The organism is Haloechinothrix sp. LS1_15 (genome assembly GCF_033042135.1).
Lineage (GTDB): Bacteria > Actinomycetota > Actinomycetes > Mycobacteriales > Pseudonocardiaceae > Haloechinothrix.
On the sequence record NZ_WBXM01000004.1, the window covers coordinates 63,673 to 78,605 of the forward strand.

The 14,933-nt window shown below is 66.4% G+C and carries 17 protein-coding genes; 3 read left to right on the forward strand and 14 right to left on the reverse strand.

What is annotated here, in order from left to right; all coding sequences use genetic code 11:
• Positions 1 to 16: 16 nt before the first annotated feature.
• On the reverse strand, positions 17 to 1,300 hold the full coding sequence (locus F8178_RS07605) for a histidine kinase (protein ID WP_317493975.1): 1,284 nt from the start codon (positions 1,298 to 1,300) through the stop codon (positions 17 to 19).
• 193 nt (positions 1,301 to 1,493) lie between these two features.
• Here F8178_RS07605 and F8178_RS07610 point away from each other — a divergent pair, with 193 nt between their 5' ends.
• Together F8178_RS07610 and F8178_RS07615 are read left to right on the forward strand one after the other, a co-directional pair.
• The gene (locus F8178_RS07610; RefSeq protein WP_317493976.1) at positions 1,494 to 2,132 is read left to right on the forward strand and encodes a hypothetical protein; all 639 of its coding nucleotides are present in this window, start codon (positions 1,494 to 1,496) and stop codon (positions 2,130 to 2,132) included.
• Between the two features lie 120 nt (positions 2,133 to 2,252).
• A complete protein-coding gene (locus F8178_RS07615) occupies positions 2,253 to 2,690 on the forward strand; it encodes a DUF4190 domain-containing protein (RefSeq protein WP_317493977.1) in 438 nt (145 codons plus the stop codon).
• A 79-nt stretch (positions 2,691 to 2,769) separates the two neighbouring features.
• On the opposite strand, the gene F8178_RS07620 is transcribed toward F8178_RS07615, so the two are convergent.
• From F8178_RS07620 to F8178_RS07640, 5 genes are all read right to left on the reverse strand, one after another.
• The gene (locus F8178_RS07620; protein ID WP_317493978.1) at positions 2,770 to 4,866 is read right to left on the reverse strand and encodes a phage holin family protein; all 2,097 of its coding nucleotides are present in this window, start codon (positions 4,864 to 4,866) and stop codon (positions 2,770 to 2,772) included.
• A complete protein-coding gene (locus F8178_RS07625) occupies positions 4,863 to 5,489 on the reverse strand; it encodes a VTT domain-containing protein (protein WP_317493979.1) in 627 nt (208 codons plus the stop codon). The genes F8178_RS07620 and F8178_RS07625 overlap by 4 nt, the downstream gene beginning before the upstream one ends.
• A 301-nt stretch (positions 5,490 to 5,790) precedes the next feature.
• Positions 5,791 to 6,465 (reverse strand): dihydrofolate reductase family protein, encoded by a 675-nt coding sequence (locus tag F8178_RS07630; RefSeq protein ID WP_317493980.1) that lies wholly within the window; start codon positions 6,463 to 6,465, stop codon positions 5,791 to 5,793.
• 11 nt (positions 6,466 to 6,476) lie between these two features.
• A complete protein-coding gene (gene tenA, locus F8178_RS07635) occupies positions 6,477 to 7,169 on the reverse strand; it encodes a thiaminase II (protein ID WP_317493981.1) in 693 nt (230 codons plus the stop codon).
• On the reverse strand, positions 7,169 to 7,870 hold the full coding sequence (locus F8178_RS07640) for a transcriptional regulator (RefSeq protein ID WP_317493982.1): 702 nt from the start codon (positions 7,868 to 7,870) through the stop codon (positions 7,169 to 7,171). The genes tenA and F8178_RS07640 overlap by 1 nt, the downstream gene beginning before the upstream one ends.
• Before the next feature lie 134 nt (positions 7,871 to 8,004).
• Between F8178_RS07640 and F8178_RS07645 the strand changes: the two genes are divergently transcribed.
• A complete protein-coding gene (locus F8178_RS07645) occupies positions 8,005 to 8,625 on the forward strand; it encodes a hypothetical protein (RefSeq protein WP_317493983.1) in 621 nt (206 codons plus the stop codon).
• A gap of 4 nt (positions 8,626 to 8,629) precedes the next feature.
• Here the strand turns inward: F8178_RS07645 and F8178_RS07650 are convergent, their stop codons facing one another.
• The 8 genes from F8178_RS07650 to coaA form a co-directional block, all read right to left on the reverse strand.
• Positions 8,630 to 9,070, reverse strand: a complete 441-nt coding sequence (locus tag F8178_RS07650; RefSeq protein WP_317493984.1) for a hypothetical protein — start codon at positions 9,068 to 9,070, stop codon at positions 8,630 to 8,632.
• Between the two features lie 93 nt (positions 9,071 to 9,163).
• Positions 9,164 to 10,087, reverse strand: coding sequence for a hypothetical protein (locus F8178_RS07655; protein ID WP_317493985.1), 924 nt, complete (start codon positions 10,085 to 10,087; stop codon positions 9,164 to 9,166).
• 136 nt (positions 10,088 to 10,223) lie between these two features.
• A complete protein-coding gene (locus tag F8178_RS07660; protein ID WP_317493986.1) occupies positions 10,224 to 10,892 on the reverse strand; it encodes a hypothetical protein in 669 nt (222 codons plus the stop codon).
• Entirely contained in the window at positions 10,892 to 12,130 is a 1,239-nt protein-coding gene (locus F8178_RS07665; protein WP_317493987.1) for a putative T7SS-secreted protein, read from the reverse strand. The genes F8178_RS07660 and F8178_RS07665 overlap by 1 nt, the downstream gene beginning before the upstream one ends.
• Complete coding sequence (locus F8178_RS07670; RefSeq protein WP_317493988.1) at positions 12,130 to 12,459, reverse strand: hypothetical protein; 330 nt, start codon at positions 12,457 to 12,459, stop codon at positions 12,130 to 12,132. Before F8178_RS07670 ends, F8178_RS07665 begins: the two co-directional genes overlap by 1 nt.
• Before the next feature lie 95 nt (positions 12,460 to 12,554).
• Positions 12,555 to 12,713 (reverse strand): hypothetical protein, encoded by a 159-nt coding sequence (locus F8178_RS07675; RefSeq protein ID WP_317493989.1) that lies wholly within the window; start codon positions 12,711 to 12,713, stop codon positions 12,555 to 12,557.
• Between the two features lie 164 nt (positions 12,714 to 12,877).
• Positions 12,878 to 13,714: an alpha/beta hydrolase gene (locus F8178_RS07680; protein ID WP_317493990.1), complete on the reverse strand. Its 837-nt coding sequence runs from the start codon at positions 13,712 to 13,714 to the stop codon at positions 12,878 to 12,880.
• 67 nt (positions 13,715 to 13,781) lie between these two features.
• Entirely contained in the window at positions 13,782 to 14,714 is a 933-nt protein-coding gene (coaA, locus tag F8178_RS07685; protein WP_317493991.1) for a type I pantothenate kinase, read from the reverse strand.
• Between the last annotated feature and the right edge of the window lie 219 nt (positions 14,715 to 14,933).

Sequence of the window (14,933 nt, forward strand, 5' to 3'; positions counted from 1 at the left end):
GGGGCACCCGCTCATGTTAGGACGCGTCCCCGACCGTTCGTTCCCACGGGAGCCAGGCATGCACCCGGAACGTGCCTTCGCCTGTCGGTCCGGTGCTGACCGTGCCCCCGAGCGCGTCCACCCGTTCGGCGATGCCGGTCAGCCCGGTGCCCGGGGCAACGGTGGGAGCACCGGAGACCTCTCTCGGGAGTGGGTTGCTGATCTCGATGCTCACCCCGTCTCCCGGTTTACCCAGCACCGACACCTCGGCGCCAGCGCCGCCTGCGTGGCGTGCGACGTTGGTCAGCGATTCCTGCACGATCCGGTACGCCCCGGCGGCCAACGCCGTGGGAGCGGCCGTGGACTCCTCCAACACCACGGTGACGTTGGCGGGCACCCCGGTGCGGCGCGTCTCGGCGATCAGCTCGGGGATATCGGCCAATGTCGGCTGGGTGCGTTCGGCGATCCGACCACCACCACTCGCGGTAAGGCTGCCACCCTCCCGCAGCACGCCGACGACCTGGCGGAGGTCGTCCAGTGACTCGCGTGCGGTGGCCCGTACCGAGCGTGCGGCACGGGTCGCGGGCGAGTCGTCCGTCGGAGCGCTGACCTCCAACGCGCCCGCCTGTAATGAGAGCTGCGTCAGCCGGTGGCCGAGCACGTCGTGCATCTCGCGCGCGATCCTGGCGCGCTCCTCCTGCCGCGCCATCTCGGACAGCAGTTCCTGCTCCTTGACTTCGCTCCTGCTCAGCTCCCGCCGCGTGCGGCGCCACAGCCCCACCCCGAGGGGGATCGCGGTCAGCACGGCGGCGATCAGCACGGACGCATACAGCGGCACGTCGACCCGCTCGCCCGTGCTGTCGGCACCGAACAACGCCTGCACCACGGACAGGTCGGGTTCGCGGCGCGCGTCCCGCCGTACCGCGAGGGTCGTACCCGCCAGCACCAGCACCACCCCGAGCCACAACACGCGATCCCGGCGGCTGGCCGCGAGGGCGGCCAGCGCGATCAGCGCCGCGAGGGCTTCGGCGACCAACAGCAACGGCGGGATCACGGCGATGCCGGTGACCAGCACCGGATGCTGGTGCCGCCAGCGGAGCGCGGTGGCAGCGGCGAGCGCGGCGACGAAACTGATCCCCACCAGCCATGGCGGGAACTGTTCCAGCGGCCCCGGCTCGAAAGCCTGGGCGCCGAAAACGAAGAAGCTGCTGAAAACGCTGGAGCCGATGACGAACGTCGTGAACGTGGTGCGCCCGATCCGGCGCACCACGCTGCTCGTGTCCCGCCTGCAGTCGGGTGGTGAATCCGGCACGGGGCGCATGGAACGAGCGTACGGTCCGGCACCGACGGTGCCGCGTCAACCGAACGTCGCTTGCTCTCCCGGCAGTGACGACTTTCGTCGTAGCGACCTCTAGCCACGCGAACGACGCGGCAGCGGGGTAGCGGCAGGTGTGCTGGATCTGGTTCGCGCGGCCGTCTCACCGACCGCGGTCGTCAAGGCAAGGAGGCACACCATGACACGACGGAGTTCGATCGCCGCGGGAGCGGCGGCGCTGCTCGTCCTCGCAGGATGCTCGCCGGGGCCCGCGTCGGGCTCGGGGGCTGACGTCGTCGACGGTGACGGCGAGTCGACGGAGGCAGTTGATTCCGCCGAGTCCGGAGAAACCGGCGACGGAACGGGCGACGGGGACGCAGGGGACGGCGGCGAGTACGGGACTCGGGACAACCCGCTGGAGGTCGGCACCACCATCGAGGTGGCGGGCTGGGAGCTAGCAGTCACCGAGGTGACCCCGGATGCCACGGACGAGATACTCGCCGAGAACGAGTTCAACGAACCGCCTGCGGACGGTCGCCAGTTCGTGATGTTCGGCGTGGCGGCGACCTACGTCGGGGAGGACTCCGGGACCGCGTGGACCGACTTCAGCTGGGCCGTGGTGGGCGGTGACGGGAACACCTTCGGCGCGGCGTCCCTGGACGATTATTGCGGGGTCATTCCGGAGCCGCTGGCCGACACCGGCGAGACGTTTCCCGGTGGCCAGGTCAGCGGCAACGTCTGCATCGCCGTGCCCGCCGAGCAGCTTGAGCGAGCCACGATCCGGATCGAGGAGCTGCTGAGTATCGGAGACACCCGCGCCTTCTATGCACTGGACTGAGCCGGTGTGTCACCGGCAGCAGCGAGTGTGGCTAATCACTCGTAGTTCTCAGCAGTGCTAATAATCCATCTACCGCGAAATACGTTCATATCGACATCGGTTTCAGGAAAGGATTCGAGCATGACAGAAGCCCAACAGGCTCCCATGCCCACGCAGGAGCCGCGCAATGGCTTCGGTATCACCGCGCTGGTGCTCGCGCTGATCGGTCTGGTGCTCGGGCTCGTCCCGTTTACCGGGTTCATCGCACTCATCCTTGGTGCGCTGGCAGTGTTGTTCGGTTTCCTCGGTTGGGGTCGGGCGCGCAGGGGCACGGCCACCAACACGAAGATGTCGGTCATCGGCAGCCTGCTCGGCGCAGGCGCGATCGCGCTGGGGATCTGGGGTATGACCATCGTGTTCGGCGCGGTCGAGGAGCTTTCCGATGAGCTCGAAGAGATCGGCGTGGAGATGGAGCGCCAACTCGACGAGTCGGAGGCGGAGTTCCAGGAGCGTATGGACTGCATCGAGGCGGTCGACCTGGATGCCGAGGACTACCAGGCCCAGATCGACGAGTGCTGACCACCGGTTCCCGGTGCCCCGGTAGGGTACCGGGAACCGGTGGTCAGGGGGTGGAGGATCGGACGTGACGGTCGTCTCCCTAACGGGAAGCTCGGGAGACGCTGTCATGTCCGGCTGTGGCCGGTTCCGGGTGCCCGAGCTCGCCGAGCCAGTGGCGGAATAGTGTGTAGAGGGATTCCGCCCCGACGCGCTCGCCTGGTTCGCTGAATCCCGACGGATAGAGCAGAAATCCGTGGCTCTGTTGCCCGCCGAGCCCCCCGTGCGAACCGACGTGCGGCTCGAACGCGGACGCGTTATCGGTCTGTGGGTTGTAGCAACTGTTGATCACAATGTCCGGACAGTGGGGGAAAGTGTCCATCCGGCGCACCAGTTCCGCGGCGTGCGGTCCGTAGTCGGCGAGCGGGTCGGAGCCTACGACGGTCGCGTCCTGAAGCCGATGAACGCCATCTTGGGCCAGTACCACAGGTCCGTACTCCTCGCTGTGTACCAGCAGGAAGCCAACACCAGTATGCTCCACAAGAGACGGAAGTAGGCGCGGGTAGGTCCGCTCGATCGTTTCGAGGTCAACCCTGCCTTCATGGCGGGTAAAGTACACCAGCGCCATATGACCTGAGACCAGACTGAGCACATCGGAGTCCAGGCGTTCTTCGGGTGGGTGCTCCCAAGAGGACTCCAGCCGCGCCACCCTGGAACGCAAGCGGCGTGCCATGAATCCGGTGTGTGACGCTGCTTCCGCGACAGCGGCGTCTAGCTGCCACCCTTCTGCCCTATCACGTGAGTCGTGCTCATGGCCAGGTGCGGGTGGTGGGCTGTTGCACAGGCGCGCGACCAGTTCCTCGATAGACTCCCCGAAACGGTCGGTGAACGCCCATCCCTGGGTCTGCCCGTGATCGGACAGCAGCACGATGTGGTACTCGCGTGGCGCGAGCTGGCAGGCGCGGCGTAGCCTGCCGATCTGCTGGTCGATGGAGCGGAGGGTCGCTAGGGTGTCGTAGCGCTCGATACCGGAGTGGTGGGCGACCTCGTCGTAGCCGACGAAGTCGGCGTAGACAACCGGCCTGCCTGCCAGCATGTCCTCCAGGATCGCGAACACCACGACATCGCGCGAGATCACCGTGGTGCCGACCCGTTTGAACGGGTACAGGCCGCCCCGGTCGACGCGGGGCCGGACGTCGGCTCGCCGCTGGCTCGCCGCCGCCAGCACTTCCCGCACGATGTCGACGATCGCGGAGCCGATGGTGCGCAGGGCGTTGACTGGGTTGGCGAAGTAGGTGTAGTAACCGGCGCCGGTGCGGTTCCCGCCGACGCGGCGCAGCCCTTTCGGTAGCAGCAGCGCCACGGAACTCATGGTGAGGCTGGCGTGGGAGGCATCGCCGGTGAACAGGTTGCCCCTACTCGCCCCGCCACCGGCCAGCAGCCCGCGCCCGTCGGCATGCCTGCGCTCGATCTCGGCCGCGTCGCGCGGGCTGGAGCAGGCCATCACCCGCCCGGCGTCCTTCTCGTACCAGCGGTAACCGGGGATGTCGTGGTTGGAGCCGTGCAGGATGCCGCACATGCTGGCTCCGGTCTGCGCGCTCCAGTCGGTGTGCCAGGACGTCAACCGGTGGGTGCCGCTTTCCAGCATGGCGGCGAGCGTGGGCATGTTCCCGTCCCGGACGGCTCGCTGCATTACCTCGTACCCGAGCCCGTCGACCTGCAGGAACAGCACGCCGGGTGGTTTGGTTCCGGTGTGCGTTTCAGCTCGCCTGCTGCGGCGTGCGGCGCGGCGGAAGAAGATCTCGTCCTCGTCGATCGCCAGCAGGCTGCTGATGCCGCCCGCCACGGCCGACATGGCCACCACCACGATCACGGCGCTGCGCAGGTCGGCGATCTCCACCCCGGGCACCGCGTAGAAGATCACCAGGGTCCCCGCGCCGAGCATCAGGAAACTGGCCAGCCCGAGCGTGTAGAAAACCAGGGGCAGCGCCAGCCGCATCACCACGGGCCACACACCGGCGATCAGCACGCCGAGCAGGAGCGCGCACACCGTGGGTTGCCACCACTGGGTCATCGCGAAGCCGGGCAGTAGCGCCTGCAACACGTACAGCGCACCCGTGACAGCGAGCCAGACCAGCAGCGCGCGGGCGACGGTGCGGCCTCCACGCACCAGCCGACCCGAGCGCCCGCTCCTGGTCATGCGGAGCTCCCCGCGTTGCCGGTACTGGCCGCCAGCCGGTTGCGATGCCTGCTCACGAGGTTCGTCAGCGCGGTGACGAGGAAAACCAGCGCCACGGCGAGCAAGATCGCGGGCAGCGGGGTCTCGAAGATGCCGCCGCTGACGATGCCGAGGAAGGAGTAGGCGATGGCCCACACACCGGCTGCGGCGAGGGTCACCGGTACCAGCCGCTGCCAGGGGTAGGACAGCGCGGCAGCGGCGAGCAGCACCGGTATGCGGCCCGCGGGGATCAACCTGCCGACGATGATGATCTGCCAGCCGCGCCTGCGGAACTGTTCCCGGCCCGCTTCAAGCCGCTCGCTTGGCTGGGTCTTCGTCAGCCAGCGCAGCGCGACACCGCTGCCGATGCGCCCGATGGAGTAGGTGACGACGTCCCCGATGGACGCGGCCAGCACGGCCAGCACGAGCACCGCGGGCATGGAGAGTTCGCTGGTGGTCATCGCCACCGCGGCGGCCGCGCTCACGATGGCGCCGGTGGGGAGTACAGGTGTGATCGAGCCGATCAGGACGCCACCGAACAGCGCCGGGTACCCGATCGTGGCAGCGTCAGACCAGTCCAGAGCCTGTTCCAGCGCTGTGCTCATGGCTTGTCCCACGCCTTCGCCGATCGTGCGTTCACGGGCTCTGTGGGGATGGTGTCACCGGTCGTGCAGGTACGCACACCTCGATTGTCCCCCAAGGCGGCATGCACCGCGCCAGGCGAGCGCCGCGGGTGCGGCTCACGGTCGGCGAACGTACGCGAACGGTCGGTAACAGGTCTCCACCAGGCTATTCGACCTGACATTGCCATAACGTTACCGCGCCAGGCACTTCTGCTTCGTCATTGCCTGAGTGTTTCGCGACCGTTGTCGCGTCGAGCAAGGTGGGGTGCGGTTCGCCGGGATCTCAGTCCTCGGCCGGGGCCATCAGGTAGCGCAGCAGCACGACGTCGCCCATCACCCGGCTCTCGGCCAGCTGCAGGCGTCGTCGGAGCGGGCCCGCGGAGGTGAGCCGCGGGGCATCGCTGTCACCGACGAACACCGGTGCGTAGGCGAGCTGTAGTTCGTCGGCGTGCCCGCCGCCGAGGAATCGGGCATGCACGTGCGCGCCTCCCTCGACCATCAGCCGCCCGATCCCGCGGCTGGCCAGGTCGGCCAGTACCTGGTCGAGGTCGAGGCCCGCGCCGGTATTGACGACGGTGGCGGCCCCGGCGAGGTTCGCGTCGAGCCGGGGCGCCGCCGCCGACGTCGCGTACACGATCTTGTCGCTACCGCCTGCGGTGAAGAACCGCGCGCCGGGATCGAGGTCGGCGCTGGCAGTAAGTGTCACCTTGGTCGGCTGTTCCGGCTTGCCCTCCTCGACCCGCTGTTGTCTGCGTTGCGGCGAGCGCACCAGCAGGCGCGGGTTGTCCGTCCGTACGGTTCCCGCACCCACCAGGATCGCGTCCACCCCGGCACGGACCTCGTCGACTCGGTCGAGATCCTCCTCATTGGACAAGATGAGGCGCTCGGTCGTGGTGTCGTCGATGTAGCCGTCCAATGAGGCGGCAACCGATAGCAGGATGTACGGGCGTGGGCTCATCGCGTTTCCCGTCACCGGCCGAGCCGTGGCCAGTCCTCACGTGTCCACGCCATCTCCCAGAAGGCCAGCTCGTAGGTGCTGCTGGTGCGGAACACCTCGCGCATACGTTCCTTACCGGAATCCGGCAGCTCGTCGCCGACCCGGTCGGTGAGCGCGCGCAGCCACTCGACGAACTCGGTGAACTCGTCGGAGGCGTACATGTCGATCCAGCGTGCGTAGCCTTCGTCGGCGGGCAGGCCCCGCTCCGCGAGCGCCCTGCCGATCTCGCTGAAGCCCCACATGCACGGCAGCAGCGCGGCCAGCAGCTCACCGAAGTCGCCGATGGTAGCGGTGCGCAGCATGAAGTCCGTGTAGCCGCGGGTGGTGGGCGCCATCCGCTCGCGCTCCAAGTCGGCGGGTTCGATGCCGAGGTCGGCGCAGTACGAACGATGCAGCGACATCTCCTGGTGCAGCGTCTCGTGCACCAGGTTCGCGAACTGCGCCATCGTCTCCAAGTCCGGTGCGCGCGCGGTGGCTATCGCCAGCAGGCGCGAGTACTCGATGAGGAACAGGTAGTCCTGCCGGATCCAGAACCGGAAGAGCTCCTTGTCGAGCGTCCCGTCCCCGATTCCCCGCACGAACGGGTGATTGTGCTGGGCCTCCCAGATCTCGGCTGCGTCGACGCGGAGCTGGTCACTCAGCTTGGCTGTCGGTTGCGAATCCATCACCCTTCCCCCTTTCGTATCGTGCTGTTCGGCTCCTCGAAAGCATCCCAGAACATCAGCTCGTAGGCCTGCAACAGGCGCGCGGCCCGGCGCGCCCGCAACGGTGAGTCACCGGTGGCGAGCCCTTCGTCGATCACTGCCAGAGCCTGGGACTCGAAATCCGGGGGTGGGCTGGCGAAGAACTCGAAGAAGGCAACCGCCTGCTCCGGAGCGGCGTAGACCTCTCGGAGCGCGGCAGCGACCCGGCCGCAGTTGCTTCCCCACGCCGCGAGGTTGACCAGGAAGGCGAGCGCCACGTCGGTACGGGAGCCGTTGAGCGCGAGCCACGCGACGTATGCGGGATAGGCGTGCGCTCCCGGTCGCGGTTCGTACTGACGGAAGTCGTCGCTGGACATACCCAGCCAGTCGGCGAAGGTGCCGAGTTTGCCGAGTGCGATGCCTTCACCTTCGGCCATGCCGAGGAAGAAGTCACCGCCGAGGCCCGAGGAGAAGCGGGTGGCGAGCTGCGAGAAGCTCCTGCGGTCGCTGGAAATGATCACGTGCTGCTCGCCCGCGAGCGCGCGCAGCAGCTCGGTGGATACCTCACCGCGCCGGAGTCTGTCGAGGAAGGGGTGGGCACGGATGGCGGCGTCGGTATCGGCGAGCTCCTGCCGCGCCTCGTCGAGCAGCTCCCGAGCCGTGGTTCCCGGTGATTCGGTCATCGCTGGCTGTCACTCCTTCCGGTCCGTCGAGTTCTGTCTACTCGATCGACCCGGGCTCGCGCGACCCGCACGGCCGCGCCGCTTCGGGGTACCGGCGCGTGGTCACCGGGAGTGCTGCTCGATAGCCTCGGGATATGAGTACCTCCGCTGCCCCTGACCAGCAGCCGCCTGCGACGCGCGAGGTGCGGCCGCGGCGCCGCTGGTATGTGCTGGCCGCGGGGATCCTCGCGGTGTTCCTCGCGGGCGCCGCGGTCCTCGGCGGGTGGGCCTATGTGACGCAGCCGACCGTGGCAGGCGAGGTCGATTCCGGTGCCACCGAATCGGTCGAGCTCGAGCGCGAGGGCATGACGGTCTACACCGACCGCCAGTTCCTGCAGGGCGGGTGCGAGGCGCACGACGAGGAGGACGCGCGCGTACCGCTGGAGCCGGTCACATCCACTGAGACGATGACCGCCGACGGGCAGCTGTGGCAGGTGATCATGCGGACCAGCGGTGAGGTCCCGGTCGGTGAGTACACAGTGGAGTGCTGGTCGGACAGTGATGCCGAGTTTGCCGTCGGCCCGAAAGCGTCGGTGTACACCACCGAGGGGTTGATGCTGGGCTCGGCGACGGCAGCGGGTCTCGGGATGCTGGGGGCGGCAGGGGTAGCGCTGCCGGTGTTCCTGCGGCGCCGGTCGAACCGTAAGCGCCTCGCGGAACCAGCTGGGGACGCGGACGGTGCGTCCGGCGGGCAGCAGGCCGGGCCTCCCACCTGATCGGCTAACCGTTCTCGCGACGGTACAGTTCGTCGAGCTCGCGGTGCGCGGCGATGAAGTCACCGAGCTCGGCGTCGCGCCGCCGCGCGACAATAACGATCTTGGCGATGGACAGCGAGCACAACAGCGACAGCACGACGGTCAGGACGAGAAACAACTCGAAATCCTCCCCGTCGATCGGGCGCTGGCCGGTCACCCCCACGAGATGGTGCGTCACAAGGAGCACGGTCACGGCACCGGACAGTGCCGCGACCGCCACCTGCCTGCTGATCACCCTCGACCAGTGCGAGCTGCGGCGCGCGGCGCGCTCGATCACCTCGTCATCCAGCGGGTCGTAACCCAGGGTGCGCCGCAGCATCGCGGCGCGTTCGGCCACGGTCGGGTTCGCGCGCAGCTCATCGGGCGAAGCCCCGCCGGGAACGGGGAAGGAGTCGTTGTCCGGCACCGTGCTTCTCCTCGCTCGTCGCCTGGGGATCGAGACCGATCGTAGTCCCGGCACCTGGCCGGGTGGGCGACCAGCGGTCCGCCCAGGCGGGGCTTACCGGTCGCCGGGTTGCTCACCCGAACGCTCGTCGCGAAGGCCCCTCGCGGCGAAAGTCTCGGAGACGACGTACTCGTATGCCCGGGTGTAGTCGCGGGTGCGCCTGCGCCGGGTGACTTCGAGATGGGTGGTGCGCCAGGCGAGGAGGGCGACGGCGAGGGTGAGGGTTCCCATGGTGGCCAGTACACCGGTGGAAACACTCGCCGGGTCGGTGAATACCTCGGAGAACTGGGTGAGCAGGACGATCAAGGGGACAAGCAGCGCGGTGCCGAGCAGGGATGAACGGACCATCCGGCTGTAGAGCTTGCTGTGCTGCTGGCGGGCGTCGTTGGCGGCTTCGGCCGAGAGCGGGTTGACGCCGAAGCGGTGCTGGGCTTCAGCCGCGGCGTACTGAGCTTCCGGGTACTGGCTGAGTTCCTCGATGCCAGGGCCTTTCACGAAATCGGGCGCCGATGCCGTTGTCGATCCGGAACGGCGCAGCTGCCAGTAGAATCGGCGATCGCGGCCCTTCATGCTTTCGCGGAAGTCGAAACTGTCGAGCTGCCAGCCGTGGGCCTGCAACGTGTTCCAGACATCCTGGCTCGGCCGCCTTCCCTGGTACCGCGTCATGTCGACGTAGGCAAAGCCTCGCGCATCAGCATGCAGGGTCGGTAGGACGCTGGCCAGGTAGGACTCCATGGCGGTGTCATGCTCAGGCGGCTCAGGGATCGTGCTGGTGCTAGGGGTCAGCGTGCGCTGGAACTGGAGGATGTCATGGCGTGATGCGGCACGCCCGCGCCACTCATAACCAGCTGCAGCCGCAATCTCCTTGACCATATCGTCGGAGATGCCGGGCATGTGGCGGGTCTGGATCTGCGTCTGCCCTGTCGGTGTTTCGTTAGATCGCAATTTCTCGAGTACGTTATCTTTGCGACTCTCCATTGGGACGCGACGTTGCCGTAGCGTCCCAAGGATCAACACCACTACGACCAGTGCTGCGAAGACAATAAATGCTATTGTCAGTACTGTTCCAATAAGGTCCATAATGAATCCCAGTGGGTTGCTATAATATTCAGCGTCAATTCAAGCCGTCTAGTATTGAGCCAATGGTTCCGCTGGAATGGTCTTGCCATGCAATTGTCGAGCAGATCTCGGCCATCATATCGACGTAATCCTGCCAATCTCGTAAGAACTCTGTGCTCAGCGTGAATACAGCTATCTTGTCGTGTCCGAGTATTGGTATCGTAACTTGAATCTGGCGCGTCGTACGAGTAGTTGGTTCTTGTTGTCCGGTTATTCGCCTTGGCATCGTGTAAGTGTTCTCGCTGACGACCGTTAGGCATTGTCCGATCGGTAGATCAACGAAGTCGAGAACCGGCTTGCTCGAGTGTTTGCGCATCTCTGCGGCGACCGTATCGAGGGGTCGAGTAGAGCGCAGATGGGCTTCGCGCGTGCTCACTGTGAATTGTGCAGTTGTTGCCGATGTGAAATCTTGGCGTGACCGTCCGACAAAGTTCGCCGCAAATATGATTCCTTCGGAAATAATATGCTCAACCATGTACTGGTTAACCATAACCACATGGAGTACCTCTTCGTTGGTGAGGTTCGGTACAGTGGTTCTCAGAGCATCGATCAACTGATTGGCTCGAGTTTCGGTGTCGAGTGAGAAGTTGATCGGCAAGAAGCCGGACTGAAGCTTGAACGTGAGCGGAAGATTCGAGTAATTCGACGTTCTCTCCTCGTCCATCAGTACCGCCCTACCGCACTCGCGAACTGGGATACAGACCGCCCGAGATCGGAAGCACCCTCAGCGGTCTCACTCCAGTTGCCCACACTGTTGAACGCAGCCAGACCAGGCCCCGTGTAGTCTCCGGCAGTCGTGTCGAGAGCGTTCAGGCCCAGGTTCAGTGTCGTTGCGCCGCCATCTGCAGCTCTTGCTATGAGATCTGGGTTTCCGCCAGCTAGTTGAGACGTTCTTTCTCCGAACGCTTTGAAAAGTGCAGAGGGGTCACCAGCTTTTGCGGCGGCTGTACCAAAACCTTTCCGGAACACTTCCCCGCCAGCTTGAACGGCAGGTGTCAGACCATCAACGGAGCGAAGGCTGCCTACGGCCGCGCCACCTGCCCGGAATGCCGGCCCTGCCAGGGGTAGGGCTCCCAAAGTGTCAGTGCCGAGTCCGACCCAGGCGCCGGGTTCGTCCCAGCGGTCGTTGGCGGCCATGTCGGCGGCACGCAGTCCCAGTGCCGCTGCGCCGGTGACTAGGGCGAGGGGCCCGGCAAGCGGTGTGAGTACGGGGATCAATGCGAGTGCGCCGGCGATGGCGGAGATGATGCCCAAGGCGTCAGCGATGGTGTCCAAGTTGTCGACCACCCAGTCCTTGGCCGCGCCGAGGGCGTCGGTGAGCTTGTCCCACATGCTCTGATCGGGGGCGTATTGGCGGGCTTCGTCGAGTGCTTCGGCGCAGATGCGGGCGTCGTCTTCCCAGGTGTCGCGGAGGTTCTCGGCCTGTCGCTGGATGTCGATATAGGAATCCCATGCCGCACCTGCCGCGCGTGCGGCCGTTTGGGCCTGCTCCCAGGCTTCCGCGTCCATTGGGTGTTGCATCGATACGTTGCGTGCCGTCTCGGCGGTGGCCTGTTTCTGCTCGTAGTCGTTCAGCGCGGCACGCGCCTGCCGTTCCAGCTCGCGGGCACGGTTCTGGTGCGACTCCAGTCGGTCGGCCCAGGTGTTCAACGCCCGGTTGGCCTGTTGCAGCGACTGGTGCGCTGCGTCGAGGTAGTCGGGTAGGTCGCCGAGCTTGTCCGAGAACGCTGTCGCGGCGTCGCCGGTCCATGCGGCGTCGGTGGCGCCCACCGAGGTCAACACGGTGTGGGCCTCGCTAGCGTAGGTGCTGGTGTCGGCCATCTGCCCGGCGATGGCCCGAACTTCGCCGACATTGCCGCGCGCTGGGTCGAAGCCGAGCGCGGGAAAATTCTGCTCCCCCATTACGCTTGCTGCGCCTCCGTGCTTTCGCTGTCCATCGCCGCTGCCATCTGCCGCAGGTTGTCCTCGATGCTGCTTTCCAGCTCGGCATAGGTGGTGATGGCGGCGTCCAGCGCCCCACCGACCTCTTCGACGGCTTCGCGCAGCAGGTCAAGCCCGTCTTTCCAGTCGGATCGGAAGTCGCCGCAGGCCTTGTCCAGCCGGTCGGTGCCGATAGTGTCGCTACCCGCATCAGCCAGCCGCTTGCTGGCGGAGTCGATGTTCTCGACAGTGCGGTCGAGGTTGTTGCGCAGCCCTTCGAGCCCGACGATATCGACGGTGAAGTCGGACATCTCCCCTCCAGTCCCCGTGGTAACCCGATCACTACCGGTAGCAGGCTACCGCTTCACCGGCGGGAACGAGGGCTGTCCTGACGAGTCCGGTCAGCTCACGCGGTGGGGGCCGAGGAGTTCTTGCGGCGTCGGCGTAGCCGTGGCTTGGGCTTACGAAGAGCATCGAAGTCGATGGCGACCGCGCCGATCGCCATGGCCAGGAGAATGATGATGCCGAGTGCTGCCCCCACCCACGTGACGATGGTGGTGAACATCCGTTCAACTCCCTGTCGCCGGGAAGCATGTCAACCCAAGGCTGACCCCACAGAGTTCCCATGGCTATCGGCCAACCGGATGGTAGTTACCCAATTGTATCCACCGGATAGACTAATGTCACCGACATAAAACAGACAATCCGATGATATCGGGGCAAATCGTATCAGGGTGCCGCGGTGCCTTCCGCGAGCTCCTCGACCGAGGCCACCAGCCGCGGGCCGTCCAGCAGTGCCTGATCGTTGTGGTCGGCGCCCGGCACTACCAGCGGCTCGGACCCTGCCGCTTCGGCCACGGCGCGGCTCTGTTCCGGAGGAACGATCGAGTCGGCGTCGCCGTACACGACCCGCACCGGCACGCCGTCCAGCGCGCGCACGTTCTCCGCCACCGGGTAGCGCTCCTTGAGCAAGGTGCGTACGGGTAGGAACGGGTAGTGATGCGCGGCGGTGTCCGCCAGCTCGGTGAACGGCGATCGCAGCAGCATGCCTGCAGGCGGGTGCTCGGTGGCCAGCTCGCTGACCACCCCGCAGCCGAGACTCTCCCCGTAGTACAGCAGCCGTTGCGGGTCCACCCCCGCTTCCTCGATGAGGAACGAGCGCGCCGCCCGAACGTCCTTGGCCAGCCCTTCCTCGGTCGGGCTGCCTTCGTTGTCGCCGTAACCGCGGTAGTCGAGCAGCAGCACGGACATCCCGCGCTCGGTGAGCTCGGCCGCGAGCGGAATACGCATCGCGCGGTTGCCGCCGTTGCCGGGAGCCACCAGCACAGCCGGATCCTCGGCACGGTGCTCGTTCCGCCCCTCCGCGGGGAAGAACCAGGCTTGCAGCGCCAGCCCGTCCCCGGTCCGCAGGGTGACGTCCTGGCCACCGGGCAGCTCGGCGGATGCGGCGGGCAACGGTCCTCCCGTCGGGAGGTAGATCAAGCTGCGCTGGAACACGTAACCGGCTCCGACGACGACACCGAACACGAGCACGCCTGCGACGACCACGGTAAGCACGGTTTTCATGGTGCCCCCACGGCACGGCAACCGGAAGCCATCCACCCCACTGTAGGTCGCATGCCGCCCGGATGCGTCACAGTTTGCGGAGCCGTACCCGGTTGATGGTGTGATCGGCATCCTTACGCAGCACCAGCGTGGCGCGCGGGCGCGTTGGCAGGATGTTCTCTTCGAGGTTGGGCTCGTTGATGGTCGTCCACAGGTGGTGCGCCTCTGCCCTGGCGTCCTCGTCGCTGAGCCCGGAGAGGTGGTGGAAGTGCGACTCCGGGTCGGCGAAGGCGGTGTCGCGCAGCGTCAGGAACCGCTCGATGTACCAGCGTTTGATGTCCTCGGTGTTGGCGTCGACGTAGATGGAGAAGTCGAACAGGTCCGACACCGCTAGCCGGGGATGGGGCTGTAGCACATTCAGCCCTTCCAGGATCAGGATGTCCGGCTGGCGGACCACGTGCTCCTCGTCCTCGACCCGGTCATAGAGCTTGTGGGAGTAGACCGGAGCGGATACCTCGCTCGCCCCGGACTTGACGTCCATGATGAACCGCAGCAGCGCCCGGCGATCGTAGCTTTCCGGGAAGCCCTTGCGGTGCATGATGCCGCGCCGGATCAACTCGTCCCTCGGGTACAGGAAGCCGTCCGTGGTCACCAGGTCCACGCTCGGGTGGTCCGGCCATCGCGCCAGCAGAGTGCGCAGGATGCGGGCCGTTGTCGACTTGCCGACAGCGACGCTGCCCGCGATGCCGATCACGAACGGCACCTTGGTGCCGCGGGTGTCCTCGCCGAGGAACGTCGTGGTGACCTCGTAGAGTTGCTGCCTTGCGGCGACCTGCAGGTTGATGAGCCGGGACAGTGGGAGGTACACGTCGGCCACTTCGGCGAGGTCGATCTGCTCACCGAGCCCTCGCAGCCGCACCAGCTCCTCGGCGGTCAACGGCAGCGGGGTGGAGCGGCGTAACTCCCGCCACTGCTCGCGCGCGAGCTCGACGTACGGGGTGAGCTCCCGGACCTTCGCCATTCCTCGACTCCTCAGGTCCCAGGGTCAGGACGGGCAACAGCCACGAAACACGATGTAAACAGTAAGCGGCTGCCTGTGGGCATGGGCTGTGACCTAATCCACGACGTTGTTCGCCGAGCGATCGGTGAGAGCCCGGTGAAGTCACGGTCGACATGTCCAGTTTCCGTCGCCCGCCGATCGGGTGCCAGTCCGTGCCGGGCCACTGGTGACCACGGTCAC

Coding starts and splice junctions, on each gene's coding strand:
- F8178_RS07605 (WP_317493975.1), bottom strand. CDS start 1,300: ATGCGCCCCGTGCCGGATTCACCACCCGACTGCAGGCGGGACACGAGC.
- tenA (WP_317493981.1), bottom strand. CDS start 7,169: ATGGATTCGCAACCGACAGCCAAGCTGAGTGACCAGCTCCGCGTCGAC.
- F8178_RS07660 (WP_317493986.1), bottom strand. CDS start 10,892: ATGGACGAGGAGAGAACGTCGAATTACTCGAATCTTCCGCTCACGTTC.
- F8178_RS07645 (WP_317493983.1), top strand. CDS start 8,005: ATGAGTACCTCCGCTGCCCCTGACCAGCAGCCGCCTGCGACGCGCGAG.
- F8178_RS07610 (WP_317493976.1), top strand. CDS start 1,494: ATGACACGACGGAGTTCGATCGCCGCGGGAGCGGCGGCGCTGCTCGTC.
- F8178_RS07665 (WP_317493987.1), bottom strand. CDS start 12,130: ATGGGGGAGCAGAATTTTCCCGCGCTCGGCTTCGACCCAGCGCGCGGC.
- F8178_RS07670 (WP_317493988.1), bottom strand. CDS start 12,459: ATGTCCGACTTCACCGTCGATATCGTCGGGCTCGAAGGGCTGCGCAAC.
- F8178_RS07680 (WP_317493990.1), bottom strand. CDS start 13,714: ATGAAAACCGTGCTTACCGTGGTCGTCGCAGGCGTGCTCGTGTTCGGT.
- F8178_RS07640 (WP_317493982.1), bottom strand. CDS start 7,870: ATGACCGAATCACCGGGAACCACGGCTCGGGAGCTGCTCGACGAGGCG.
- F8178_RS07675 (WP_317493989.1), bottom strand. CDS start 12,713: ATGTTCACCACCATCGTCACGTGGGTGGGGGCAGCACTCGGCATCATC.
- F8178_RS07625 (WP_317493979.1), bottom strand. CDS start 5,489: ATGAGCACAGCGCTGGAACAGGCTCTGGACTGGTCTGACGCTGCCACG.
- coaA (WP_317493991.1), bottom strand. CDS start 14,714: ATGGCGAAGGTCCGGGAGCTCACCCCGTACGTCGAGCTCGCGCGCGAG.
- F8178_RS07630 (WP_317493980.1), bottom strand. CDS start 6,465: ATGAGCCCACGCCCGTACATCCTGCTATCGGTTGCCGCCTCATTGGAC.
- F8178_RS07615 (WP_317493977.1), top strand. CDS start 2,253: ATGACAGAAGCCCAACAGGCTCCCATGCCCACGCAGGAGCCGCGCAAT.
- F8178_RS07655 (WP_317493985.1), bottom strand. CDS start 10,087: ATGGAGAGTCGCAAAGATAACGTACTCGAGAAATTGCGATCTAACGAA.
- F8178_RS07620 (WP_317493978.1), bottom strand. CDS start 4,866: ATGACCAGGAGCGGGCGCTCGGGTCGGCTGGTGCGTGGAGGCCGCACC.